The organism is Leptospira kanakyensis (assembly GCF_004769235.1).
GTDB lineage: Bacteria > Spirochaetota > Leptospiria > Leptospirales > Leptospiraceae > Leptospira_A > Leptospira_A kanakyensis.
On sequence record NZ_RQFG01000012.1, the window covers coordinates 142,680 to 167,278 of the forward strand.

At 39.4% G+C, this 24,599-nt stretch carries 21 protein-coding genes; 5 read left to right on the top strand and 16 right to left on the bottom strand.

Annotated features, from left to right (window positions below; all coding sequences use genetic code 11):
- Position 1: 1 nt before the first annotated feature.
- The 13 genes from EHQ16_RS10240 to EHQ16_RS10300 form a co-directional block, all read right to left on the bottom strand.
- Entirely contained in the window at positions 2 to 1,069 is a 1,068-nt protein-coding gene (locus tag EHQ16_RS10240; RefSeq protein ID WP_135635881.1) for a protein-glutamate methylesterase/protein-glutamine glutaminase, read from the bottom strand.
- A complete protein-coding gene (locus EHQ16_RS10245) occupies positions 1,066 to 4,275 on the bottom strand; it encodes a chemotaxis protein CheW (RefSeq protein ID WP_135635880.1) in 3,210 nt (1,069 codons plus the stop codon). Before EHQ16_RS10245 ends, EHQ16_RS10240 begins: the two co-directional genes overlap by 4 nt.
- Positions 4,276 to 4,293: 18 nt before the next feature.
- The gene (locus EHQ16_RS10250) at positions 4,294 to 4,797 is read right to left on the bottom strand and encodes a chemotaxis protein CheW (RefSeq protein WP_135635878.1); all 504 of its coding nucleotides are present in this window, start codon (positions 4,795 to 4,797) and stop codon (positions 4,294 to 4,296) included.
- Positions 4,798 to 4,833: 36 nt separating this feature from the next.
- Positions 4,834 to 5,418: a 5-formyltetrahydrofolate cyclo-ligase gene (locus tag EHQ16_RS10255; protein ID WP_135635875.1), complete on the bottom strand. Its 585-nt coding sequence runs from the start codon at positions 5,416 to 5,418 to the stop codon at positions 4,834 to 4,836.
- On the bottom strand, positions 5,415 to 5,732 hold the full coding sequence (locus EHQ16_RS10260; protein ID WP_135599830.1) for a cell division protein ZapA: 318 nt from the start codon (positions 5,730 to 5,732) through the stop codon (positions 5,415 to 5,417). Before EHQ16_RS10260 ends, EHQ16_RS10255 begins: the two co-directional genes overlap by 4 nt.
- A gap of 5 nt (positions 5,733 to 5,737) precedes the next feature.
- Positions 5,738 to 6,379, bottom strand: a complete 642-nt coding sequence (locus EHQ16_RS10265; protein ID WP_135635873.1) for a hypothetical protein — start codon at positions 6,377 to 6,379, stop codon at positions 5,738 to 5,740.
- Positions 6,380 to 6,436: 57 nt separating this feature from the next.
- Entirely contained in the window at positions 6,437 to 6,790 is a 354-nt protein-coding gene (gene rplT, locus EHQ16_RS10270) for a 50S ribosomal protein L20 (RefSeq protein WP_002975326.1), read from the bottom strand.
- A gap of 3 nt (positions 6,791 to 6,793) precedes the next feature.
- Positions 6,794 to 6,994 carry a 50S ribosomal protein L35 gene (gene rpmI, locus EHQ16_RS10275; protein WP_002988170.1) on the bottom strand — a complete coding sequence of 67 codons (201 nt, stop codon included), beginning with the start codon at positions 6,992 to 6,994 and terminating at the stop codon, positions 6,794 to 6,796.
- 8 nt (positions 6,995 to 7,002) lie between these two features.
- Positions 7,003 to 7,566 carry a translation initiation factor IF-3 gene (infC, locus tag EHQ16_RS10280; protein WP_135619366.1) on the bottom strand — a complete coding sequence of 188 codons (564 nt, stop codon included), beginning with the start codon at positions 7,564 to 7,566 and terminating at the stop codon, positions 7,003 to 7,005.
- A 90-nt stretch (positions 7,567 to 7,656) separates the two neighbouring features.
- Entirely contained in the window at positions 7,657 to 8,574 is a 918-nt protein-coding gene (locus EHQ16_RS10285; protein ID WP_244242031.1) for a hypothetical protein, read from the bottom strand.
- A 13-nt stretch (positions 8,575 to 8,587) separates the two neighbouring features.
- Positions 8,588 to 10,501 (bottom strand): threonine--tRNA ligase, encoded by a 1,914-nt coding sequence (gene thrS, locus EHQ16_RS10290; protein ID WP_135635871.1) that lies wholly within the window; start codon positions 10,499 to 10,501, stop codon positions 8,588 to 8,590.
- Positions 10,502 to 10,550: 49 nt separating this feature from the next.
- The gene (locus EHQ16_RS10295) at positions 10,551 to 11,144 is read right to left on the bottom strand and encodes a TetR/AcrR family transcriptional regulator (RefSeq protein ID WP_135635869.1); all 594 of its coding nucleotides are present in this window, start codon (positions 11,142 to 11,144) and stop codon (positions 10,551 to 10,553) included.
- Positions 11,129 to 12,019, bottom strand: a complete 891-nt coding sequence (locus tag EHQ16_RS10300; protein ID WP_135635867.1) for an alpha/beta fold hydrolase — start codon at positions 12,017 to 12,019, stop codon at positions 11,129 to 11,131. The genes EHQ16_RS10295 and EHQ16_RS10300 overlap by 16 nt, the downstream gene beginning before the upstream one ends.
- A gap of 155 nt (positions 12,020 to 12,174) precedes the next feature.
- Here EHQ16_RS10300 and EHQ16_RS10305 point away from each other — a divergent pair, with 155 nt between their 5' ends.
- From EHQ16_RS10305 to EHQ16_RS10315, 3 genes are read left to right on the top strand one after another with little or no spacing between them, the layout of a single operon-like run.
- Positions 12,175 to 13,524 (top strand): adenylate/guanylate cyclase domain-containing protein, encoded by a 1,350-nt coding sequence (locus EHQ16_RS10305; RefSeq protein WP_135635865.1) that lies wholly within the window; start codon positions 12,175 to 12,177, stop codon positions 13,522 to 13,524.
- Between the two features lie 49 nt (positions 13,525 to 13,573).
- The gene (locus EHQ16_RS10310) at positions 13,574 to 15,277 is read left to right on the top strand and encodes an ABC transporter ATP-binding protein/permease (protein ID WP_135635863.1); all 1,704 of its coding nucleotides are present in this window, start codon (positions 13,574 to 13,576) and stop codon (positions 15,275 to 15,277) included.
- Positions 15,274 to 18,579 (top strand): GH36-type glycosyl hydrolase domain-containing protein, encoded by a 3,306-nt coding sequence (locus EHQ16_RS10315; RefSeq protein ID WP_208742279.1) that lies wholly within the window; start codon positions 15,274 to 15,276, stop codon positions 18,577 to 18,579. The genes EHQ16_RS10310 and EHQ16_RS10315 overlap by 4 nt, the downstream gene beginning before the upstream one ends.
- Before the next feature lie 67 nt (positions 18,580 to 18,646).
- Here the strand turns inward: EHQ16_RS10315 and EHQ16_RS10320 are convergent, their stop codons facing one another.
- Both EHQ16_RS10320 and EHQ16_RS10325 read right to left on the bottom strand, forming a co-directional pair.
- Complete coding sequence (locus tag EHQ16_RS10320) at positions 18,647 to 18,991, bottom strand: P-II family nitrogen regulator (RefSeq protein WP_015678663.1); 345 nt, start codon at positions 18,989 to 18,991, stop codon at positions 18,647 to 18,649.
- Positions 18,992 to 19,011: 20 nt separating this feature from the next.
- The gene (locus EHQ16_RS10325) at positions 19,012 to 20,400 is read right to left on the bottom strand and encodes an ammonium transporter (RefSeq protein ID WP_135635861.1); all 1,389 of its coding nucleotides are present in this window, start codon (positions 20,398 to 20,400) and stop codon (positions 19,012 to 19,014) included.
- A 295-nt stretch (positions 20,401 to 20,695) separates the two neighbouring features.
- Between EHQ16_RS10325 and EHQ16_RS10330 the strand changes: the two genes are divergently transcribed.
- Positions 20,696 to 22,183, top strand: coding sequence for a deoxyribodipyrimidine photolyase (locus EHQ16_RS10330; protein WP_208742280.1), 1,488 nt, complete (start codon positions 20,696 to 20,698; stop codon positions 22,181 to 22,183).
- Complete coding sequence (locus tag EHQ16_RS10335; protein ID WP_135635859.1) at positions 22,176 to 22,460, top strand: ATP-dependent Clp protease adaptor ClpS; 285 nt, start codon at positions 22,176 to 22,178, stop codon at positions 22,458 to 22,460. Before EHQ16_RS10330 ends, EHQ16_RS10335 begins: the two co-directional genes overlap by 8 nt.
- 32 nt (positions 22,461 to 22,492) lie before the next feature.
- Here the strand turns inward: EHQ16_RS10335 and EHQ16_RS10340 are convergent, their stop codons facing one another.
- Positions 22,493 to 24,553 carry an adenylate/guanylate cyclase domain-containing protein gene (locus EHQ16_RS10340; RefSeq protein ID WP_135636143.1) on the bottom strand — a complete coding sequence of 687 codons (2,061 nt, stop codon included), beginning with the start codon at positions 24,551 to 24,553 and terminating at the stop codon, positions 22,493 to 22,495.
- Positions 24,554 to 24,599: the final 46 nt, after the last annotated feature.

Here is a 24,599-nt window from a genome sequence, read left to right on the forward strand (position 1 = left end):
GTTAATTCCCTCTCGACTTTAATAATTCAATCATCTTTGGTACTAAATCATCCACAGGAAGGACAAAATCAATGCCCCCTAGTTCTACTGCAACTCGGTTCATTCCGTACACTACCGATGTTGCTTCATTCTGCGCCAGAGTAATACCACCTTTGGCGTGAATGTTGGTGATGGCTTGTGATCCATCTTTTCCCATACCTGTCATGATCATGGACAAAAGATGATCCCCACCGTAAGCTTCCACCAAACTATCAAACAATACTTCAATGGATGGCCTGTGTCCGTTGACCTGGCCCGTATGAGTCAGTTCAATGACACGATCTTTTCCTTTTGTGACTACTTTCATTTGGTAATCTCCGGGAGCGATATAAGCAGTCCCCGATTGTACCAAGTCACCTTGTTCCGCTTCTTTCACTTGTATTTTAGACAAGGAATTCAATCTATCTGCAAATGCCTTGGTAAACCCCGCTGGCATATGTTGTACCACAAAGATAGGTTTCGCAAAGTCTTCGGGAATACTCGCAAAGACCGTTTGTAAGGCTTTGGGGCCTCCAGTGGAGGTCCCTATTCCGATAGCGTCTACTTTGATCGGTTTTTGAAAACTTTTATTTAATTGGCGTTCGGTTCTCTCTGGTTTTGGTAAAGATTCTGGACTCGGAAGTCTGGAATCAGAAAAACCTTTGATTTTTGCGGACAATACCGCAGCCACATCCTCTGGCGAAAACTGATTTCCGCTGGAAGGTTTCGGAATGAAGTCAACTGCCCCAAGTTCCAAGGCTTTAAAAGTCGCATCGGCCCCGTGTTGGGTGAGAACCGACAGCATAATCACATGAGTGGTGAGTTTTAATTTTTTGATTTCTGCAAGTGCAGTGAGACCATCCATAATCGGCATCTCAATGTCCAAAACAATAAAGTCTGGTTTTAACTTACTGGCTAAATCAATACAGTCCATTCCGGTTTTCCCGGTAGCAATGACCTGCACCTCATCTTTTTTGGTGAGGGCATCACTTAAGATATTCCTCACAAGGAGTGAATCGTCAATGATAACAACAGTTGGTTTTTTATTCATGATTTATGGATGAGTTCTACCAGTTCATCAAAATCAGGTAGGAAAACCAAAACACCAATTAGGTTACTACCTTGGTGGTTAAATTCTGTATGCATGGACAAAAACTTGGTTCGTTCTGGTTTTACAATGTCAATGACATCCATAAAACTTCCCGTAATCATTTCTGGAACCGAAGGTAAAACTTCCTTTTTTAATTTATTCGAAAGGGAATTCATCACACTCGAACAAACAATATTGGAAATTTCAGATAAAACAGAAACCATATCCTCAGAAAGTTTATGACTACTTCCTTCCGCATATTTTGCATCTTCAGAACCAAGTAACTCTTTTGCAATTTCCGATCCATTTTCTTCTGAAAACATCATAAGAAGGTTTCCGTTGAGATCCCCTGTCATACGAATTTTCATTCCAAAAAACTGATCCATCGAATAACGAAATTCTTTGGCTAGTCCCTCTCGATCGGTGAGTGTAATTTCAGGAATAAACAATTCTACTTCTTTACCAACTAACTGAGAAAGTACGACACCGGCATTCATCATACCAGTGTTCACAATGTTCTCTAGTTTTTTGATATCTTTAGAAGACATGATTTCGTTGATTGCATCTGAATTTAGTGCTGCCACTTGGTTCAAACGTTCTTCTTTTTGTTCCACAAAACCTTTGATGATTTCTGCGGCTTGTTCTCTTTCAGTCAATTTGACGTTTTCTATTTTTGCTACGTCTGCCAAACGATGGATTTCATCAGTTTTGTGATCGATTACAAGTGTTGCCGTGGCTGATTTTGAAGATTCACCAGAATTTCCATTCACAACCGTTTCCGTTTTGATTACTTCTGTTGTGATTTTGAGGTTTGTTGCAGGTTCTTCTGCATATACCTCTTCTTTTGGAACAATGACATGTTTTTCGATTTTATGTTTATCTTTTTTAACACGTGATTTGTCTTTAGCACGTAACTCAATCAACTTCGCATTATAACGATTTGTAGGATGATTTGACTTGAACATCAGTTCTGAATCAGACATTTCTAGAGAACGAATCGTGGAAGCACGTTTCATCATTTCACCAGCGACTAACTGATCAGACCAGTCCACTTTATCTGCGGCAATTTCCACAAGACCAGGGATATCTAAAACGAGGATGATGGTTCCATCCCCCATAATTGTGGCCCCTGTTAAACCTTGGATGTCTTTGAAGTTTTTACCAAGTGACTTAATTACGGTTTCATGTTTACCAATGAGATCATCTACCATAAACCCAAGTTTTCTTGTTTTATAATTTACGATGACAACTGGAACTTCCACCATTTCTTGTTTGTCTGCAAGTCCAAGAATACGATTCAAACGATAGATCGGTAATACCTCACCTCGTAGGTTGATGATCTCGTGCCCTTCTAGAGTGGTAATTTGGTCTAAGTTTACTTTGATGGTTTCGGAAACTTCAGAAAGTGGGAACGCATAAACTTCCTCTTCCATAATCACAAGGATAGAAGGAATGATAGCAAGTGCTTGTGGGAAAGATAAGGTGAATGACGATCCCTTCCCTTCTTCCGAATGGATGAGAATTTTGCCTTTAAACTCTTCGATGAGTTTATTCACAACATTCATACCGACACCACGGCCGGAAATATCAGAAATTTTATCAGCGGTAGAAAATCCTGGAGCAAAGATAAACTGGAAGATATCGGACTCAGAAAGATTCTGCGCATCCGATTCGTTTACAAGCCCACGTTCAATGGCTTTTTTAAGGATTTTATCTTTGTTCAAACCCTTACCATCATCACGGATTTCCACAAGGATATTGGAACCACCTTGGTAGGCATTGAGTTCGACAGTTCCTTCTTCTGGTTTGCCGGCTGCTTTCCTTTCCGCTGGTGATTCAATTCCATGGTCTACGGAATTACGAATGAGATGGATGAGTGGTTCTCCAATCGCATCGATTACTTTTTTATCGAGTTCTGTGTTTTCACCGCGAAGGACAAGGTTAACTTGTTTGCCTGTTTCCAACGAAAGGTCACGGATAAGTCTCGTAAACCTGTTGAATACAGACCCAATCGGAACCATTCGGATGTTCATAATTCCAGTTTGTAGGTCTTTGGAAATTCGATTGATTTGGTCGATTTTCCCTTTGAGTTCATTGAACAAAGAATCTTCACCGAACTGCGCCACTAAATCATCATAGATTTTTTGGAATCCAGAGTTAGTAATAACAAGTTCTCCCACGTTATTCATGAGTTGGTCTAGTTTGTCAGAAGAAACCTTGATGGTTCTCATCACTACTTTAGAATCAGTAACCGCCTTATCAAAGTTACCAGCCCCGCGAACACCATGTTTATCTTCTAAATCATGATTGCCATTGGATGAACCTGCTGCAGCGGAAACTGGTGTTGTATCTGATCTTTTTTCTAAGGCTTCCATTTCCGTTTCAGGAAGTTTGAGTTCCTCTATCACGAGAGTGTCCACCATATCAATATTACACTGCACATGTAACTCATGTTTGTTTAATTTTGTAACAGTTACAAAGGAAAGCGCAAAACTACCTTGGCCATTGTCCAAAGCATCTTCGGAAGGATTACATTTGATGATTACACCTGATTGTTTTACCGACTGTAAAATGAGCAGAAGTCTTAAGTTCTGCATAGGAGTTTCATCTTTTAACTTCAAGTTGACGAAAAAAGCAAATAGATCGTTATCTTCTTTTAAGGACTGGCGAACTTCAGAAATCTCTTCATCATTTAAACTGATAGAGGAAGAATTAGAACTAACTGGTTTGGAAGGACTACTTGCCTTCGAACTGCTACTCGATGCACCTGAGGATTGATTTGGTTGTGCTTCGTAGTCCTGGAGTTTTTTGATCATGTCAGTAAAAGGTGTTTCTACCTTTACACCATTGGCCACACCTTCTATCACTTGTTTGATGAGATCAAAACATTCAAACAATAAATTGACCAAATTAACATTGATCTCGAGGCTTCCTTCTCTAATTTTTTGGAGAAGGTTTTCCATTGTATGAGATAAATCAGAAAGATTGTAAAGACCAACGAAAGCAGAGGAACTTTTTAAAGAGTGTGCTGCTCGAAAGATATCGTTAATGATTTCAGGGTTTTCATGATCCTTTTCGAGTTTTACCAAATTAGAATTTAATTCTTCAATTTGATCCTCGGATTCTTCCAGGAAAACTTCTGTGTATTCGCCTAAAATTCCAGCCAATGTCGTATCCCTTTCTCTTTACTTTACGGTTGAAACAAAATCAACAATTTGTTCCAAATCCAAATTTAAAATCAAATGGTCTTCGTATCTCGAGACCGACTCAACCATCTTACTGTAGTTTAGCGACAAATCATCGGTTGTATAACTAATAAAATCTTTTTGGATTTTTACAACTTGTTTGACTTCATCAACAAGGACACCAATCCGTTTCTCCTCTAACATAATGACGATGATTCGGGAGATTGGGAAAATTTCAGAATCCGTTTCATGGAATCTTTTTTTCAAATCTAAGATAGGTATGATTTCTCCACGAAGGTTGATCACACCTAAAATGTAATCATCTACGTTTGGAATTCTTGTGATGAGAACTGGTTTTAAAATTTCATGAACCAACAACAATCGAATTCCAAAGAATTCTTTATCAATGGTAAAAGTAAGGAACTGTTCCAAGTCTCCCAGATCGGACTCTTGTTCCATTTTGGTTTTTTCCGCCAGGGATGTGAGTAATGTTTCTTGGTCCATATGCTACCGTGAATCGTGTCAGAATCCTACATGGATTCAATCTAAAAACGAATGAATCTGGGTTTCCGTAATCATTTTTCCTATTTTTAGATCGTGACTTTCTTCTAGGAATGGGACGGGAAAAAGTTTGGAAAAACTGAGTCCGATGGCTTTCTTTTGAAGAGATTCTACATTTAAAATGCGATCATAATACCCGCCACCTCGGCCAAGTCGGTATCCCCTTTCATTGAATCCGAGAGCGGGAACAAGAATCAAATCCGCATCTTCTACGGAGATCTCCTCATCACCTACGGGTTGAAAAAGGCCGATCGCATTCTTTTCAAAGGAAAAAGGACGAATGAATTTTAGAACTTTTCCATCCTCCATCCGAGGGAAGTACCATTTGGCAGAATGCCTAGCTTCAATAAATCCCGTTGGCCTAGGAAGTGGTGAAGATTCAATGATGGGAAGCACATCCACCTCTAAGGATAGGTCTGGAGAATAAGTAATGATTTTGGATTTACCTTGTAAAAGGGGAAACAACCTCTTTAAAATAGCGGCTTCATGGTCTTCCCTTTCTGGCAAACTCAGAAGATTCTTTTTTAGAATCTCTCTAGCATCTTTTTTGGAAATTGGATTCAAAAATGATCCCCGATGATCCCTTCTTCCAATAGAGAGATGATCTTTTTGGTTCTTTCTTCTAGTTCTGGAATTTCGCTCGTTTTAGCTGAAACTTCTTTCATTTGAAAGAGTTCATCCGCCAAATTGAGTGCACAAAGTACGGCAAGTTTTGTTTTGGAAGCAGAGGGAAGTGCCTTTGACAATTCTAAGAGACGTGATTCCACGTAATCCGCCACCTCAGAGATATACCCTGAGGAAGCTTCACCAACAATGGTATAGGTTTCACCAAAGATTTGTTTGGTTATTTTTTGAGGTTGTGGGGCAGATTCTGCCATAAAAATTATTTAGGATCGTCTTCGATAATTAAAAAATCATCGTCGTCATCCGCATCAAAGACACTGATCGCTTCGTCGTCATCGTCAATGATGATATCATCATCTTCGTCGATTTCTACAGTAGGAACTTCTTCTTCTGATTCTACAGCGACTTCTTCTTTTTCAAACGATGCAGCTGCCGGTGGTTTTTCCAAAACTTCTTCTGTTTGGAACTCAGATTCATCTTCATCAAGTAAAATGATTTCGTCGTCTTCTTCTGCCGCTAAACTTGGGCTCAAAGCAGCTGCTGCACCCGCGGCCGCCACTGGTTCTACAGGAGCCGAATCGGGGCTTTGCGTTTTGGGAGTAGAACTTCCTGTGGTAGGAAGGCCATCCAATCGACCGAGGAGTTGGTGGACTTTGGATTCCAAAAGTCCTTCCCTTTCTCGGAGTTTGTTTAACTCTTCATTTGCATCTTGGAGTTGGGTGCGAAGTGTTGTCAGTTCGCGCTCTTTCTCCTCCATTGCGAGCTTCATCTGGTCATTTTCCGCGCGGAGGGTTTCGTTTTCAGTCTCCAGGCGTGCGTTTTCTGTTCTTAGGTCTTGGATGAGTTCCAAAGCCTTAACAACTTTACTTTCTAGCTCTTCAATGGTTTCGATTTTTAACATGATAACAATCCGATGGAATAGAATAGCCGAGCCATTCTATTCCAATCAAGCACTAATTTACTTAGCGACTTTCGTTTTTTCTACGATGGCGTTGAATACTTCTTTGTGGTTGTAAGCAAGGTCAGCCAAAGTTTTACGATCTAAGTTGATTCCGTGTGTTTTGAGTGCATGGATGAATTTTGAATAAGACATTCCATTTTCTCTTACTGCGGCATTGATTCTCGTAATCCAAAGTTTACGGAATTCGGACTTTTTCTTTCTACGGTCACGGTATGCCCATTGACCAGCTTTCATCACTGCAGATTTTGCAGTTCTGAAAAGTTTAGAACGTCCGCCTCTAAAACCTTTTGCTTTAGCGAGAACTTTTTTTCTACGATTCTTATGGATGGTTCCGTTGACTGCGCGTGGCATCGTTTAACCTCCGTAAGGTAGAAGTTTTTCTACACGGTTATAGTCGGTTTCGTGGATGAGGTGCATTCCACGGCTTTGGTGTTTCATCTTAGGAGATTTTTTCTCTAAGATATGTCGTCGGAACGCACAACCGCGTTTAATTTTACCAGACTTGGTAAACTTAAAACGTTTGGCTGCTGCCCTGTTTGTTTTTAGTTTATACATAGTTGTTTTTATCCTTTAGCTTTCTCACTAATTGGGTTCATCACGACCACTATCGTCTTTCCGTCGTGTACCGGCATTTTTTCGGGAGAGGCATGCTCTTTTAGGTCCTCGACAAACCGGTTAACAATATTCATTCCAATTTCAGAGTGAACCATCTCTCTGCCTCGGAATCGAAGAGTCACTTTTACTTTATCACCCTTTTGCAAGAATTCTAAAGCATGACGCTTCTTAATCTCGAAGTCATGGTTATCAATCCGCGGGCGGATTTTAATTTCTTTCACCGTGACAACGTGTTGTTTCTTTTTCGCTTCTTTCGTTTTTTTAAGAAGTTCGAATTTGTATTTTCCAAAATCGATCAGCTTACAGACGTGAACATCCTGGTCTCCCGAGACTTCCACCAAATCAAGGTTAGCTTCCTTAGCTCTTCTCAGAGCTTCGTCCAGAGTAACGATGTCAGACCCTTCGTCAGAGACGAGACGGATCGATGCTACATTGGTAATTTGTTCGTTAATTCTGATGTGGGCGAATTTATCTTGGTTTGGGTTCCCTCTAGGGTTGGGCCGTTTCTGCATTCAGTCTCCGAAATTTCTTTCAATTTCCAATTTCGGACGAAAATCCAGGCGAGCAAGTACATTTCTTTCTTAATTTTGGAAGGAAGTGAGTTATAGGGATCCGGAGGGCCCTTCCCAAGCAACTAGTTCTAAATACAAGGATTCTGATTCTAAAATCTCAGGCAAAATAGGAACAAGGGAGACCAAATCCCCGTGATTTCCCATTCCCATACAAGACCCACCGTGACAAAGCCTACCCTCTTTTGTATAAAGGGCATATTGGATCAAATGGTCGAAGGTTTTGGTCTGGTTTCTGGGAGATTGGGACTGGACGAGGGCAAGATAGGTCAAACCTTCACTTTCCCTACGTTCCAACCGGATTCGGACTCGGTTTTCTTTTGTTAAGGTATCGCTCGCAAAAAGTAGATCCCCTTTTCCTGGATTCCATTTCTGGAAACTATAGGATCCGACCACTCCCCCTTCCCGTTTCCATTCATACCTGGTTTCATTTTTTAGTTTGGTATGAGAGAGAACCACGGCTTCTTTGGGCCTACGGTCTTCCCAACCGTAAGAGGTGATACTGACAGAAGCCCTAGCAATTTCGGTAATGGGAAAAGGAAAACGGCTCCAAAGCCCCGGGACATCGTAACTCTCCCAAGGTTGGACAATGTGTTCGCAAGTTTGGCTTGCGAGAAGTCTATCTTTGGTATCATAAAAACTAGCAGCCACATACAAAGCGACAGGACAATCACCCAGGTTTTCTCCCCCAGTGATGACAATGCTTGGGCAATCAAATTTAAGATCACGACCAAGCCCATCTACAAACTGCATAGGACTTACCTTCCAACCCACAGTCAGCCCATCTGCAAAGGGCAAAAGCTGCATGGGAATGGCATCAAACGCATCACGGGCATCATACGGTGGATGGATGGGAAGATCCAAATAGTATGCAACCGGACTGGTTTGTTTGGTGGTGAGAAGGTTTAGAGGCACTGGAGGGATTGTAAGATCCCCCCAAATGTCAGTCAAGAAATTTCTTTATTTAAAGATCACCTTTCAGAAGTGAGAGGAATCCATCGCGAGAAACCGTTTCTGTTTTCTCTTCTCCCATACGGCGGAAGGAAATAGATCCTGCTTCTTTTTCTTTATCTCCTAAAATCAAAGTGTAACTGCTTCGTTTTAGGATGGAATCCCTAATTTTACTTCCGATCTTTTCATTACGAATGTCGATCTCAACTCGGAAACCTTGCATCACCAAATCTTGGTATACTTCCTTCGCATAATCACTGTGAACTTCTGACACAGTTAAGACACGAATTTGTGTTGGATTGAGCCAGAGTGGGAATTTCCCTTCGAAGTGTTCGATGAGAATTCCAATGAACCTTTCGAGGGATCCGTAGATCGCTCTGTGGATCATCACCGGTGCGTGTTTTTTTCCATCAGACGCAGTGAAGTCAAGTTCGAATCGATTCGGCATAGAGAAGTCAATTTGAACGGTTCCGCATTGCCATAACCTTCCGAGTGAGTCCTTGATATTGAACTCAATTTTTGGTCCGTAAAATGCTCCGTCCCCTTCTTTGATTCCGTATTCGATTCCCTTTTTCTTTAGGGCATCGTGTAATGCTTGTGTGGCGAGATTCCAATCTTCATCACTTCCTTGAGATTTCTCAGGCCTTGTCGCAATGAAGGTTTTGAATTCGGTAAATCCAAATTTTTTGTACACATCAAATGTAAAATCGATGATGTCTTCGACTTCGGATTCTACTTTTTCGAGTGGTGCATAGATATGGGCATCATCTTGTGTAAACGCACGCACACGAAATAGTCCGTGGAGAACGCCCGACATTTCATGCCTATGCACATTTCCCAATTCCATAAATCGGAGAGGGAGTTCCCGGTAAGAGTGCATATGGTATTTGTAAATCAAACAACAGCCCGGACAGTTCATGGGTTTCACTGCAAATTCACTTTCATCAATGTCAGTGAAGTACATGTTTTCTTTAAAGTTGTCCCAGTGACCTGACTTTTTCCAAAGAGAGGAATTTAAGATCGCAGGAGTTTTGATTTCCTGGTACCCACGACGAAAACATTCTTCCCGAATGTAGGAAGCAAGAGTGTTCCAAAGAACTGTTCCTTTCGGATGCCAAAAAGGAAACCCAGGAGCTTCGTCTTGGAAACTAAAAAGATCAAGCTCCTTCCCAAGTTTTCTATGATCTCTTTTTTTAGCTTCTTCGATGAGAAAGATATATTCATCTAACTGTTTTTTGGTGGGAAATGACACACCATAAATACGAGTGAGTTGTTTGTTTTTAGAATCACCCTTCCAATACGCACCAGATATGGCTGTGAGTTTGAAGGCTTTGAGTTGGCCGGTTCTTGCCACGTGAGGCCCACGACAAAGGTCATACCACTCCCCTTGTCCATATAACGAAACCGATGCGGAATCAAATCCTTGGATGAGTTCTACTTTATAAGGTTCGTTTTCTTTTTTAAACTTTTCAATGGCTTCTTCTTTGGAAAGTTCCCAACGTTTGACAACAAGGTCTTCCTTAACTATCTTTGCCATCTCCGCTTCAATTTTAGGGAGGTCTTCTGGCGTTAGAATGATAGTGCCAAAATCAATATCATAAAAGAAAAAACCAGGACCATTTTCGATGACTGGGCCTACTGTTAGGCGAGCCTCTGGCCAAAGCCTTTGGACAGCCATGCCGAGTAAGTGGGCAGAAGAATGGTGGAAAACTTCTTTTCCTTCTGTGTCATCGAAGGTGAGAAACTTTACCGTGGTGTTCGTCGTAGGAATATAAGAAAGGTCAACGGTGCGACCATCGGACAAAACAACGGCAAGAGCTTTCTCTTTCAAGAAAGGCAGTTGGGCTTGGATGAAATCAGAAAAGGATTTACCGGATTCTAGTTCCTTGGAACTTCCATCTGGTAGTGTGATTGTAATTGCTGCCATAATTCTATACCCAGGTTTTCGGAGACACATTCTCCCGAAAAGTAAAGTTTTACCAGAGTCTGCCAGATTCCAATGATTCTGATATTTTCTTAAAACTTTCCTCCACCGACTCTTTGCGACCAAACCCACCCGTCTCTTCCAAAACAATAAATCCATGCAGGAGCGAACGTAAAATCCGAATCCGATGAACTGCGACTTCATCCAAAGTCTGGAATCGAAACACTTCCATACAGATAGTCAAAATTCGGTCGCCGAAAGGTTTTAATTCTGGATCGAACTCGGTGGATTCAATGGTCAAGGGATAAACATGACGGTGGGACTTCGCAAAACTTCTGTAAGTATTTAAAAATTCAATGATTCGTTCAGAGCCCTGATTCGTATGTTTTAACTTCAGTGAAATTTTATCACCTAAGATCGCCAAGGATCTCCTTTTCATTTCCCTACGCACATCCTCTAGATCTTGGATGTGGTTGTAGAGCGAAGGTGTACGAATTCCTAAATTTTCGGCAAGGCCCGCCAGCCGAAATTCAGAGAATCCCACTTCCATAATCAAATCCCAGGCTGCATCCAAAACCAGTTCTCTTGTGATTTGTGTTTGGCCTTTTTTTGGTCGGCCCGGTTTGTGTTTTAGTTTTTTTGCCATAAAAGTTTTACGTCAGAAGAAAACCGAGCAGGATCTTCGACAAAAGGATAGTGACCTGCATCTTCATAAATTTTGGCTGATCCGTCTAAGGTTTTTGCGATCCATCCGGCTTCTTCTTCTGGGGAATCAAAGTCGGGATCTTTAGAACCCATAACCACAATGACATTCCCTGACACAAGTGGTAATGCCGCTTCACATTCTGTTTTTGGTGCCAATAACATGGCCCTAACAGCTGCCATTCGACCATCCTCTTTTAAATTGATTTTTAATTTTTCAGATTTTTCTTTTAAATCTTTAGGAGGATGGACGGGAAATAAAGATTCATAGAAGGAAACCCAAGCACCAGCACCCCAAGGACCTCGGAAAACAAGGTGGATTAAAGTTTTCATTCCAAATGACATTGGTTCTTTATCACGAACAAAAGGACCAGAAAGAACTAAACCTAAAACTCTAGATTTTTCTTTCGAACGAATGTAAACCGCTGAAGCAGCAGTCATCGAATTGGCTATGATGTACACATTTTGTAAATTTTTCTTTTGGATGAAAGCCAAAATATCTTCTGCCGTTTCTTTCGGGCCATAAGAAGAAAAACTGGCATCGGATTCTCCCATCCCACGTAAATCAAAACTGAAAACCGTATTATCTTTTTCGAGAAGGAAAACAAGTTCTGAATAACTTTCTTTGCGATCTCCAATTCCTGGAAGTAAAATCAAATTCCGTTTCCCCTTCCCGGTTTCTAAATACGCAATACGACCTTCTTCTCTCTGAAAATAGGAAGTTTGAATTGTGTTTTCTACGTTTAAGTCCTCTCCCCAAAGAAGATAAGGAAATAAAAGGAGGAAAATCATAAAAATTTTGTGGTAGGTTATTTTCATAAAACTAATACTATTAGTTTATTTAACTAATGCAATTAGTTTTTATGGGGAAATATGCGAAATACCAATATTTTTTCTAAAATGGATCCGTTTTCGGGCTTGCCCTTCCCTTTTGGCATGAGATCCTTCAATTACCTACAAAGTATTGGTGATCTATGTCCATTGTTACCTTCGAAGACAAAGAGAATTTTCCTTTAGAAACAAACAAACCAGGAGCCACCATCCTGGAAACCGCCCTAAAACATGACTATCCACTCTACCATCTTTGTGGTGGAAATGCCAAATGTACCACTTGCCGTGTTTTTGTGACCGATGGACTTCAATATCTCAGCACACGTAACGATAGAGAACAAACTCTTGCCGACAGAAAAGGTTGGCCAACTGAGATCCGTCTCGCTTGCCAAACGGAGGTGTTTGGAGATATTTCTCTGCGACGGATCATAAAAGATAATAAAGATTTAAAAACAGTAACCAGTGAATCCAAATCTTCTAAAACAGGTGAGGAATGTTATGCGGTGATTCTTTTTCTGGATATCAAAGGGTTTACGGCATTTACGGAAGCAAGCCTTCCTTACGATGTGGTTTTTGTTCTCAACCGATTCTTTCAAGAGATGAGTGAACCCGTCTTAAATAATGGTGGGGAAATTGATAAGTTTATTGGGGATGGAATTTTGGCTTTTTTCCAATTAAGAAATAAAGACGAAGTTACAAAAAATGAAGAAAGTTTAAAAAAAGCAAAACAAGAAACGGTTCATGCAGCAATCCGAGCTTGCCTTCGTATGTTTGATCAATTGAAGAAATTTAATTTGGAAATGAAAGATAGGTTTAACTTTACTTTTGACATTCGCATTGGTTTACATGCAGGAAATGTGATCTACGGAGACATTGGACATTCCGAATACAAAAGCCAAACAGTGCTTGGTGATACTGTGAATGTAGCAAGTCGCTTGGAAGCATTGAATAAAAAAACAAATACAAGTTTTTTGGTCTCGGATGAGATTTATAAAATCATTGGTAAGTCCCTTTCTGTGAACAAAAAAGTCATCACAAGGCTTCGAGGGAAATCTGAAAAAATGACAGCGTATTCGGTTCTTGGTTTTAAAGTTTCAGATCCCGTCTTACGCATTCAAAAATCTTTTGATCATGTATTAGAAAACAATCCCCGTTGGATAGAGGATTATGTAGATAAATTAAAAAGTTTTGTAGAAGAGAACTTAGATAAAAATTTAGAGGAAAATCAAAGTTTAACGAACTCAAATGAATTTTTAAATGTCATCGAATCCATCATAGAAAAGTTAGGAAACCCTGTTTCCTTAAAAAAAGAAGTGTCTAAACTGGCAAAAATCTATGAATCCTTTGGTATTTCTAAGAAAGAATTCCCAAAACTAGTTCCTATCCTAATATCTTCTATACGAGAAAATCTTCCTTCCGAGTGGAATGCTGAATTAGAATCGATCTGGAATCAAATGACAATGGATCTAACTATAGAAACAATCGAATCTTAAAAACCTCCTTGCATTTGATTTGAAACTCTGTTTTGATAAAAATCAAAACATGCCTTTAGACAAAAAAAGAAAATCATCTCAAAACTGGGTACGTTTAACAAATACCATACGACAGTTAGTTCAGTCAAAACAAGGCCCCGCAGCTATACGTTATGCAATCACTCTGGTGTTCCTTGTGATTGCATTCAATGTATTTAACGTGATTAATAGTTATGTTGGCCGTGATTTTATTTCTTCGATTGAACAAAAAAATGTCACAGCCTTCTACACAAATGTTATCCTCTATGCAATTGTATTTATCATCTCCTCCGGAATTGGATCCATCAATCGGTATGCTGAAGAAAGACTTGGGATCTTGTGGCGTGAACAACTCACATGGAAATTAACTGAAAATTATTTAACGGAAAGAACCTTCCACCAAATCATCGGAAAACCTGGGATCGAAAATCCTGACCAAAGAATCACGGATGATGCCAAAGCTTTTACGACCACAACGATTTCTTTCACCTTACTCTTTATTGGTGGTATATTTTCTGCGATTTCCTTTTCAGGAGTTCTTTGGAGCATAAACCCCATTCTATTTTTAGTCGCAGTGGCTTATGCGCTTTCAGGAACCGTTTCTACCATCTTCCTTGGAAAATCTCTGATCCGTCTCAACTACGATCAATTGGATATGGAAGCTAGTTACAGAGCAGATCTTTTGCATATCCGCCAACACGCAGAGTCCATAGCTGTGACTCATAGAGAAGCTAGAATGTCCGTGAGATTAAAGTCCAGACTTAGAAAATTGGTAAATAATTTTCGCAAACTCATTTCGGTAAACTTACGACTTAGTTTTTTTACGAATAACTACAATTATTTTATACAAATCATTCCCATGCTCATCATTGCTCCGAGTTACATGAGAGGAGAAATTGAATTTGGTGTGATTACACAAGCGGCCCTGGCTTTTACAACGCTCCTCAATGCCTTTTCTTTGATTGTCACACAATTCCAATCCATCTCGGCCTTCTCTGCTGTGGTCAAACGTTTACACTCCCTGGAAACGGCGATGTTACAAACGGAAACCCTTGCAAAAGAAAAAAGAGAATCAGGCAATCAATCTGATGAAATTATTTTTGAAAATTTTACCTTATATTCAAATGACAGATCCAAACTTTTGGTAGATAATTTAAATATAAAAATCCAAAGAAAGGAACGTTGGCTTTTTACATCTCCGGATGAAACTACAAAACTAAGTTTATTTAGATCCATTGCAGGAATTAGTAATCATTCCGAAGGCAATATCAAAAAACCTAACTTAGAAGAGATTCTTTTTCTCCCTGAACAAGCTTACTTACCTCCGGGAAGACTCCGAAATGTGATTGTGCCAGCATATTTAAATTTAGAAGTATCAGACTCAGAAATCCTAACTGAATTGCAGAAAATGGGGCTCGAAACTTTAGTTCGTAGGTATGGGGGTTTACGAACCTTAAAAGAGTGGAACGAAGAACTATCGTTAGCTGAAAAATACAAAATAGCAGTCATCCGCGTTTTATTTTTAAAACCCAAATTTTTGGTTTTGGATCGACCAGGATCCAGTCTTGGTAAATTTGAAATCTCTAAAATTCTAAAACTCTTTCACAAATTGAATGTGGCAACCATTGTCATTGCTAAAGACGAAGAAACGGTTTTGGAGTATGATCACCATTTAAATATTTCACATTTTGGAAAATGGGACTTAAGTTCCGCTGATAAGGCAAACAAAGAATGATTCAACAAATCAAAAACGAATCTGGACTCAAATTTCAATTTTTATCGAATGGGAATGTACATTCCATTCGTTTGAATGAATTACTTGTCAATTTATATCTTGGAAACGAGATGGAACCAAGTATTAACAATCTCTATCTAAGAATCCATTCAAAAAGTTCACTAACCTTATATCCGCTATTTGGACCCAACTCAAACTCCCATTTTCAAATTAACGACTCCACTTATCTTTCTAGAGGAAGTCACGATGGAATGGATTACACTTTATATCTAGAACTTCATCCCCTTTTGTTAGCCTGGCGATATAAAGTACAAATTACAAATAAAACCAAAGAACCATTAGATTATGATTTGGTATATGTACAAGATATTGGGATTTGTGATTACGGCGCATCAAGGCTGAATGAATTTTTTGTTTGCCATTACATCCACCATGAACCAATTCTCACAAAAGAATTTGGTTATGGAATTCTTTCCAGGCAAAACGAATCGGTATCAGGAAAACATCCCGCTACTTTTTTATTTAGCTCAGATTTCATCCAATCTTATGCGACTGATGGATTAGATTTGTATCCGAAAGGAATTCACCAAAACCTTCTCACAAAACGAAGACAAGGTGAACATTCTATTTTGGGCCTTGAAACAAAAAAGAAAACCTTAGGGCCGAACGAAATATTAGAATCATGTTTTTATGGGTATCTATTTCCTAATTTGGAAACCCTAAGTTCTTTTCCTGAGGTTCAGAACCTCATGCAAAAAATTTCTACTGGCTGGAAGGAAACTCCCAATTTTGGCACAAACATATCTATTGGCCAACCGAGCCTCTTTTCAAATGGTAGTAGGAAGGACGGCGATACTCTAACAATAGACAAATTAAAATTTTTTTTCCCAAAGGAATGGAGAGAAGTCGAGTTGTCAGACTCCGGGGACATCCTTTCCTTCTTTACAGATGAGTCCACCCATGTGGTGTTAAAAGAAAAAGAGTCTCTCTGTCTCCGTCCTCATGGACAGATTTTAAGGACTGGTTTTCCCGAGATTCCTGACGAATCTTCCCTCACGGCTACTTGTTACTTCAATGGTATTTTTGTATCACAACTCACTGAAGGCCATACGAGTATCAACCAATATATTTCACGTAACCATAGTTACCTGAACCAATTCCACTCTTATGGACTGCGTATTTTTATAGAAGAAGATTCTGTTTTTAAACTTTTAGATAGTCCTTCCTTAATGCGAATGGAGCCGAACCTTGTAGAATGGATTTACCAATGGGAGAATGAAACATTAAAAATCCAAGTGGAAACAAATCAAAACCATGAAATCCAGTTTCAACTCTCCACAAACAGCAAACAGGTGAAAAACTTTCTTTTATCCTTTCATATTGCTCTAGATGGTGATAACGGTGCCTTGGAAATTCCACCAGTTGTCCTCCAAACTGAAACAAAAATAGAAATCCAACCAAACCCAAAATCACCTTTGTTCCAAAGATTAGAAGGAAAAGGGTTCCATATTGATACCAAAGATCTTACAGTATGGAAAATCTCCGATGATCGGATTTTATTTGCTGATGGAATTTCGAGAGGACAGTCTTATCTCACCGCTGTGGTGCCAGTAAAGTCAAATCTCCAATTTTCCATCCAAGGGAATTTGTTACCTTCTCCTTCAAAAAAAGAAACCAAGCAAAAACAAACATCAATTAAATCTCACATCAAAAATCAATATAAGATAAAAAATGAAAATTCTGCATCACAATCCATTAGCCAAATTATAGAAATCCTACCTTGGTTCGTACAAAATGCACGCATTCATTATTTGAATCCAAGAGGACTAGAACAATATTCAGGAGGTGGATGGGGAACAAGAGATGTCTGCCAAGGTGCTTTTGAGTATCTACTTGCTATGGGTGAAATCGGATCTTGCCGTTCCCTACTTTTTAAGGTCTTCGAGGAACAAAATGAAGATGGGGACTGGCCGCAATGGTTTATGTTGTATCCCCGAGATAAAGAGATTCGGGCCGGTGATTCCCATGGAGACATTCTTTATTGGCCGATCCTTGCTTTATCTACCTACTTAGAACGAACCAAGGATCTAAAATTTCTAGAGGAAACAACAACAGGAATTCACCGAAAGGAACCAAGAACTATAAAAGAAGCCATTACAAAAACCATTTCACTCATAAACAAACGTTTGATTGAAGGAACAAAACTTCCAATTTACGGACATGGTGATTGGAATGATTCCTTACAACCAGTCAAAGATGAATTTCGAACGCAAGCCGTGAGCACTTGGACTGCTGAATTACAATCACTCACCTATGATGCATTGATTCAAATTTATCATTTAACTGGTGATATAGAAAAAGAAAAACTCTATCAAAAAGAATCGGAAATCATCAAACAAAACATCAAAGATGATTGTATGGCTGATGGTATACTAACAGGACTACGTTATTTCGGAGAAAAGAATTCTTTAAAATTTTACTTACACCCCAAGGATACCAAAACAGGAATTCACTTCAGTGTCCTTCCTATGGTTTATGGAATTTTATCAGAGGTTTTAGATTCTAAAGAAGCGGAGGCCCATCTATCCATCATAAAAAATTCATTAACAGGGCCAGATGGAATCCGTCTCTTCGATGTCCCAATTCCTTATAGGGATGGAAGTAGTATAGAGTTCAAACGAGCAGAAACTGCCAGTTATTTTGGGAGAGAAATTGGGCTTATGTACACCCATGCCCACTTACGTTACTGTGAAGCATTAGCTTATATGGGTAAGTCGGAAGAATTCTTATACAACTTAAACTTAGTCAATCCCATCGGAATTCAAAAGAAAGTTCCCTCAAGTCATCCAAGACAAACAAACTGTTATTATTCAAGTTCCGATGGTTTATTTTTTGATCGTTACGATGCAGGAAAAAATTATAAAGAATTACTACTAGGAAACATTCCTTTAGAAGGAGGATGGCGAGTGTATTCCAGTGGCCCAGGAATTTATCTCAAACTAGTTTACGAATGTTTGTTTGGAATTCGTTTTTTTCTGGATGAGATGGAACTAGATCCGATCCTTCCCAAAGGATTGGATGGTTTAGAATGGAATGTCCATTTTAAGGAAAAAGATTTTCGAATCCTATATCATGTAGAATCAACAAATGCAAGTCTAGAATCCGTGTTACTGAATGGCATCCACATTCCTTTTCAAAGAAAAGAGAACCGTTACCGTAGAGGTGGCGTAAAACTTAAATTTACAGATTTGGAATTATACCTAAAAGAGGGAGAAAACCATTTAACATTAATATTGCGATAAACGTAAAAAACGTGTAGGGAAAAAATCCCCCACACGTTTTCCGATTTTTCCTTTGATAAAGGAAGTTTTAAATGGCGCTTTTTCCTTTCTCGCCAGTTCTGATTCGAATCACTTCTTCAAGAGGAGTGATGAAAATTTTTCCGTCACCGATCTTTCCGTCTCCACTTTTTGCTGCTTTCAAAATAGCATCAACAGTTGGTTTTACGAATTCATCGTTTACAGCAATTTCCAATCGAACTTTTCTAAGTAAATTTACAGTGTATTCGTGACCACGAAATACCTCTGTTTTACCTTTTTGTTGTCCGTAACCTTGAACGTCAGATACTGTTAGACGGTAGATTTCGTTTTTAGTTAATTCAGCTTTAACTTCTTCCAACTTATGTGGTTGGATGATTGCAATGATCATTTTCATAATGTTATACTCCTATTCCCTTAACCACGAGCTCGGATATTGAAATCAGGGTAAGCTTCTGCTCCGTGTTCCCCAAGATCCAAACCACTAAGTTCTTCTTCTTCACCAACTCGGATTCCACCAGCCAATTTCAAGACATACCATAGGATGAAAGAAACTACGAATGTGAAACCACCGATAGCAAGGATTCCAATAAGTTGAGTTAGAATGGAAGGAACTTCTACTCCAGCAGGGGCACCTTCATATCCGAAGATTGCTACTGCTAATGTTCCCCAAATACCACAAACTAAGTGAACAGAAGTTGCACCCACCGGGTCATCAATTTTGATTTTGTCAAAGAAAAGAACTGATAATACAACGAGAGTTCCTGACACAGCACCAATGATGGCAGCAGACGTTGGGCTCACAATCGCACAAGGTGCAGTGATACCAACAAGACCAGCAAGTGTTCCGTTAAGGATCATACCAAGATCAGGTTTTTTCAAAATGACCCAAGCAGTGACTGTAGATGCAAGTGCACCAAGAGCAGCTGAAATGTTAGTAGTCACAATCACATGTGCCATTACACTTCCGTCACCAACACCCATAGTAGAACCTGGGTTAAATCCAAACCAACCGAGCCAAAGGATAAGAGTTCCAAGAGCTGCAGATGTCATGTTATGACCAAGAATTGGTTTGATTCTACCATCAGGTAAATACTTTCCTTTTCTAGCTCCAAGAACGATGGCACCAGCAAGAGCGGCCCAACCACCTACAGAGTGTACTACGGTAGATCCGGCAAAGTCATGGAAACCAAGTGCGGAAATCCATCCACCACCCCATACCCAGTGACCAGTAAATGGATATAAAAATGCGACAAGAATAAAGGAGAAGATAAGGAAGGAATGAAATTTAATTCGTTCTGCCACAGCTCCAGATACGATGGTTGCTGCTGTTGCTGCAAAAACCAATTGAAAGAAAAATTTCGCAAATAGAGGAATACCTGTCCAATTCATAGATGAATAAACACCTTGGTATGCATCACCAATTGCGGGTGAGTTATCAGCTCCACCTAAGAAAAAAAGGCCTTCACTTGCTAAATAAGGAGATCCATCACCAAACATCAAACCCCAACCGATCGCCCAGTAGGAGAAAGTTGCGGCAGCAAAAACGATAAAGTTTTTAGCGAGAATGTTCACGGTGTTCTTTGATTGAGCAAAACCCGATTCAACGAGAGCAAAACCGGCATTCATAAAGAATACCAACATACCAGCGACTAACACCCACAAGGTGTCTAAACCTACTGTTAAAGTTTGGATTGCTTTTGCGGTTTCCTCTGCTGGGTTCGCGACGGTTGCAGCTTCATCTGCAAAAAGGAACATCGGAACAACCAGGAGCAGGAAGGCGATTGATTTGAAATACTGTTTCATATTACCATGTTTCCTTTCCATGTTATTTGTTTAGAAACAGTGCAAGATTGGTACCCGGACTGAATTCCTATGCCAAAGAAAGGAAAAAAAACTAGATAATGCCTAGAAACCCTCCATTTTGTATAAATTTATTATGAAATGGAATTGAATGCTCAGAACCTATGCCCATAAACCGAGAACATTCTGCTTATGATGAGACCATATAGTTCGTTTTTTAAGCAAGACCCAGCCCCGGAACTTGGGAACCTCTTTAAAAAAACCCAATCGGAATGCCAAGAAATCCCCTCTAATAGAAGTGACTGAAGAAAGAATTCGGCCCTGCAATGAAAAACCCTTAAATACTAGCGGACACTATGTCCTCTATTGGATGCAAGCCTATCGCCGGTTTGATTCGAATCATGCTTTTGCTTATGCAGTAAATTTAGCAAAAAAACATAAAAAAGAACTGATCGTTTACGAGGGACTTCGTTCTGACTACCCTTGGAATTCAGAAAGGATTCACAGGTTCATCATCGAAGGGATGTATGACAACCAAACAAGAGCAGACGAACTAGGTATCAATTATTGGTCGTTTGTCGAATCAAAATCAAATCCGGCACGAGGGATTCTAAAAGAAATCTCCAAAAATGCCGTCGCCATAGTCACAGATGATTTTCCTTGTTTTATCATCCCAGAACAAACTGCGAAACTTGCAAGTAAGGTGGGTTGCCCCCTTTATGCAGTGGATAGTAATTCTCTACTCCCACTCTCTCGGTTTGCCAAAGAAGCCAGTGCCGCAAGGATTCTACGAATTTGGATTCATAAAGAGTTCCTAAAAGGGATACCTGAAATGGCCAAACCAAAATGGACAAAGGAAGATTTACGGGACTTAAATCAAAATTCGAGGCCACCAAAAGGATTCGGGTTACCTAACAATCTAGATTCTTTTTTAAAAACTTTTGAATTTAAAGATTTAGTTCCTCCCGCCAAAGGAGTGAAAGGTGGCCGTAACGAAGCTTTAAAAATTTTAAAATCCTTTATCACAAAAAAAATACAAGAATATGAAACTGGCCGCTCAAATCCAAATCCTCCAGATATAACAGCTACAAGCGGACTTTCTCCTTACCTTCATTTTGGACATATTGGAATCGAAGACATTTTCCAAGCTGCTTTAGAATCTAAAACAAAATGGAATCCAGAAAGGATGAGCCACCAGAAACCAGGCGATCGTGAAAATTTTTATTCAGAGTCCACTTCCACCAATCACTTCTTAGATGAACTAATCACATGGAGAGACATCGGATATTTATTTTTTTGGAAATCCAAACCAAAGAATATCAATTTAGAAAATCTTCCCGATTGGGTGAAAACCAATTTTAAAAAACATAAATCGGATACAAGAGAGTATATTTATAATTTAGAACAGTTTGAATCTGCGAAAACTCATGATGAACTTTGGAACGCTGCCCAAATTGAACTAATGAAAACCGGTAGAATGCATAACTATATGCGAATGTTATGGGGAAAAAAAGTAATCGAGTGGACAAAATCCTACGAAGAAGCCTTCCAAATTTTGGAACATCTAAACAATAAATATGCCTACGATGGAAGAAATCCCAATTCTTATACGGGGATTTTATGGTGTTTTGGATTGTTTGACAGACCTTGGTTTCCTGAACGAAATGTGTTTGGGAATGTAAGGTTTATGTCTTCCGATTCAACAAAAAAGAAGTTTAAAATGAAATCGTATTTGGAGTATATTGGTGAACTGAGCGGAACCTCCGACTCACTTTTCCATGACTGAAGAAAACTTACCTACTACATTTGAAGAAACAAAATCTAAGTTTGATTCAATTTACTTTTATTTTGTGATTTTGTTCAATGATTCCATCCATGAGTTTTCTTACGTAGAAGATTGTTTGATGAAACTTTGTTTTAAAACAAAAAAAGAAGCCAAAAAAATTGCTATGGAAGCACATAGCAACGGTAAAGCAGTGTGTTTTCAAGGTAGTATGGAAGAATGTGAAACAGTTGCTGAGAATATGACAACTGCCAACTTAACAGTTATACTTGGCGTATAAAAGATTCATTGGCATTTGAATTAATTAAGTAATCAAATCCCTGGTCTTGGTTTTACCTTTGTGACAAAGTACACTTTGACCGGTTCTGCTTTCCCTTTTAAGGAAAGTTCTTTGATGTCTTCATATTCAATGTATTCGCTACCTCCTGCAGCAAGAAAGGCAGCTTCCGAAACAGCTACTTTGCCAGGGATTCCATGACTTTCGAGCCTAGCCGCTGTATTGACAGCATCACCGATAACAGTATAGTCCATTCGTTTGACAGAACCAATGTTACCGACAATTGCTTCCCCAAAATTAACACCGATCCGCAAACGAAAGGTTCCCGGCGGAAGACCAAGGTCACGATTGATTTCTTCCATTCGTTTTTGCATATCTACGGCACAGGCTACAGCTTTATAAGCATCTAGTTCGGTTTGTTTGGGTGCTCCCCAGAATGCCATAATGGCATCCCCGATGAATTTATCCAAGGTAGCCGAATAATGAAAAATCAAATCGGACAAGGATTCAAAAATTGTATTTAGGTTTTGAAGAACAACTCCAGGTGGATTTTTTTCTGCAAAAGTAGTAAACCCAACAATATCGGAAAATAAAGTAGCAATTTCCCTTTCTTCACCACCTAACTTTATATTGTCGGCAACGATGGTCTCCATAACAGCAGGCGAAAAATAACGAGAAAGTCTGTCTTTTTCTTCTCTTTGTTTTTCCACAAGCCTCCTTGAATCTATCATGTTTTTGACAATCGAAAGGGCGACCGAAACGGAAAATGCGGCAAAGGCATAATCTTTTACGTAGGTATGACTTGGATACCATTCCCATTGCATTTCCACAAAGATATCATTTAGCATAAGAACAATAAATGCCAAAAATCCAAGAGAGACCGTTCCCATAGACGGAACCTTTCTTCCTAGGAAAATGATATAGAACAACGCTCCTCCCAGTAAAATTGTTACAAAACTCCAATAGAAGAAAAACTTAGAAAGAAAGAGAAAGTTAGGTGATACAAGGACTATAACAATGGAAAGTAAACCAGCAAAATCAATGTATCTGTTTGTGGTTTTGATCCAACCCTGCCTAACATGGGCGAAACGAACGATAAAATTGAAAAGTAAATGGACGAGGCCAATCCAAGCCAGATACTCTATTTTTTTGATCCAAAATCCATCACCAACAACAGAATAAATAATTTGGCTTTGAAACAAAGTATTTAGAGCCATAAAAATGGAACCTAACGCAAAATAAACGGTAGCATCATCCTCGTTTCGAAACAAAAACTGCCAATATAAATAAAAACTTCCAAGTAACAAAGTAAGTACGATGACAAAAATCTTTTTGAAATCATTCCAATATTCTGCTCGTTCTGAATACTTCACCGAAGATACATAAAATTTATCATGAGACAGTCCAGGACTCAAAGGATACTTTGCATAAACTCTGACAGCAAGGATGTTGGGTTCATCTGTTTTTAAACTGTCGATAGGAATTTGGTAAAATCGAATTTTATCACTATAGAGAGATTTATCTTCTAACTGGGCATTTTCTTCTGTGTCCAAATGAAGGCCCGTCCCACCGATGAATTTCCCATTCCAATATACGGCATCTGCTTGGGAGATTTGCCCTAGTCGCACCGATAGGTTCCGTGATTTGAATCGGGTTCGGATGTCTTCTTCGGTAATTCGAATTTCGGTTCTATACCAAGCATATCCTTTGTAAGATTCCAAATATTTAGGAAAGTCTGGAAAATAGAATTCTCCGTCACCATCCTTCACCTTATTCCAAGCGGTTTGTACTTGGAAACCGGAGATCCATCCATTTCGGACTGATTCTCCTAGTTGGGTTTGGGCATGGGCGAATCGTAAGGCTCTTGTTTGTCCGTTTTCTTCATCTAAATACAAATCGTCTTCTTCTGATTCTGTCACAAGGGGGGAATCACCGGGTTTGAAACTCCATTTATGGACTGACTGGCCAAAGGAAGTTTCTGACCTAAGGTCTAAAATCTGGTTGGTGAGGAGAACTTGTGCCGATAGGCTTGAGAGAAATCCCGCAAGAAGAAGGATTGTATACACAAAACAAAAGAGTCTTTTCGAAAAAACCATGTCGGAAATCTTATAAAAATCAAAAGGAACTGGCAAGTATAAAACA

Bases quoted from the DNA above. Each gene is read 5' to 3' on its own strand.
- EHQ16_RS10240 (WP_135635881.1), bottom strand. From the start codon at position 1,069: ATGAATAAAAAACCAACTGTTGTTATCATTGACGATTCACTCCTTGTG.
- EHQ16_RS10250 (WP_135635878.1), bottom strand. From the start codon at position 4,797: ATGGACCAAGAAACATTACTCACATCCCTGGCGGAAAAAACCAAAATG.
- EHQ16_RS10260 (WP_135599830.1), bottom strand. From the start codon at position 5,732: ATGGCAGAATCTGCCCCACAACCTCAAAAAATAACCAAACAAATCTTT.
- EHQ16_RS10265 (WP_135635873.1), bottom strand. From the start codon at position 6,379: ATGTTAAAAATCGAAACCATTGAAGAGCTAGAAAGTAAAGTTGTTAAG.
- rplT (WP_002975326.1), bottom strand. From the start codon at position 6,790: ATGCCACGCGCAGTCAACGGAACCATCCATAAGAATCGTAGAAAAAAA.
- rpmI (WP_002988170.1), bottom strand. From the start codon at position 6,994: ATGTATAAACTAAAAACAAACAGGGCAGCAGCCAAACGTTTTAAGTTT.
- infC (WP_135619366.1), bottom strand. From the start codon at position 7,566: ATGCAGAAACGGCCCAACCCTAGAGGGAACCCAAACCAAGATAAATTC.
- thrS (WP_135635871.1), bottom strand. From the start codon at position 10,501: ATGGCAGCAATTACAATCACACTACCAGATGGAAGTTCCAAGGAACTA.
- EHQ16_RS10295 (WP_135635869.1), bottom strand. From the start codon at position 11,144: ATGGCAAAAAAACTAAAACACAAACCGGGCCGACCAAAAAAAGGCCAA.
- EHQ16_RS10300 (WP_135635867.1), bottom strand. From the start codon at position 12,019: ATGAAAATAACCTACCACAAAATTTTTATGATTTTCCTCCTTTTATTT.
- EHQ16_RS10305 (WP_135635865.1), top strand. From the start codon at position 12,175: ATGTCCATTGTTACCTTCGAAGACAAAGAGAATTTTCCTTTAGAAACA.
- EHQ16_RS10310 (WP_135635863.1), top strand. From the start codon at position 13,574: ATGCCTTTAGACAAAAAAAGAAAATCATCTCAAAACTGGGTACGTTTA.
- EHQ16_RS10315 (WP_208742279.1), top strand. From the start codon at position 15,274: ATGATTCAACAAATCAAAAACGAATCTGGACTCAAATTTCAATTTTTA.
- EHQ16_RS10320 (WP_015678663.1), bottom strand. From the start codon at position 18,991: ATGAAAATGATCATTGCAATCATCCAACCACATAAGTTGGAAGAAGTT.
- EHQ16_RS10325 (WP_135635861.1), bottom strand. From the start codon at position 20,400: ATGAAACAGTATTTCAAATCAATCGCCTTCCTGCTCCTGGTTGTTCCG.
- EHQ16_RS10335 (WP_135635859.1), top strand. From the start codon at position 22,176: ATGACTGAAGAAAACTTACCTACTACATTTGAAGAAACAAAATCTAAG.
- EHQ16_RS10340 (WP_135636143.1), bottom strand. From the start codon at position 24,553: ATGGTTTTTTCGAAAAGACTCTTTTGTTTTGTGTATACAATCCTTCTT.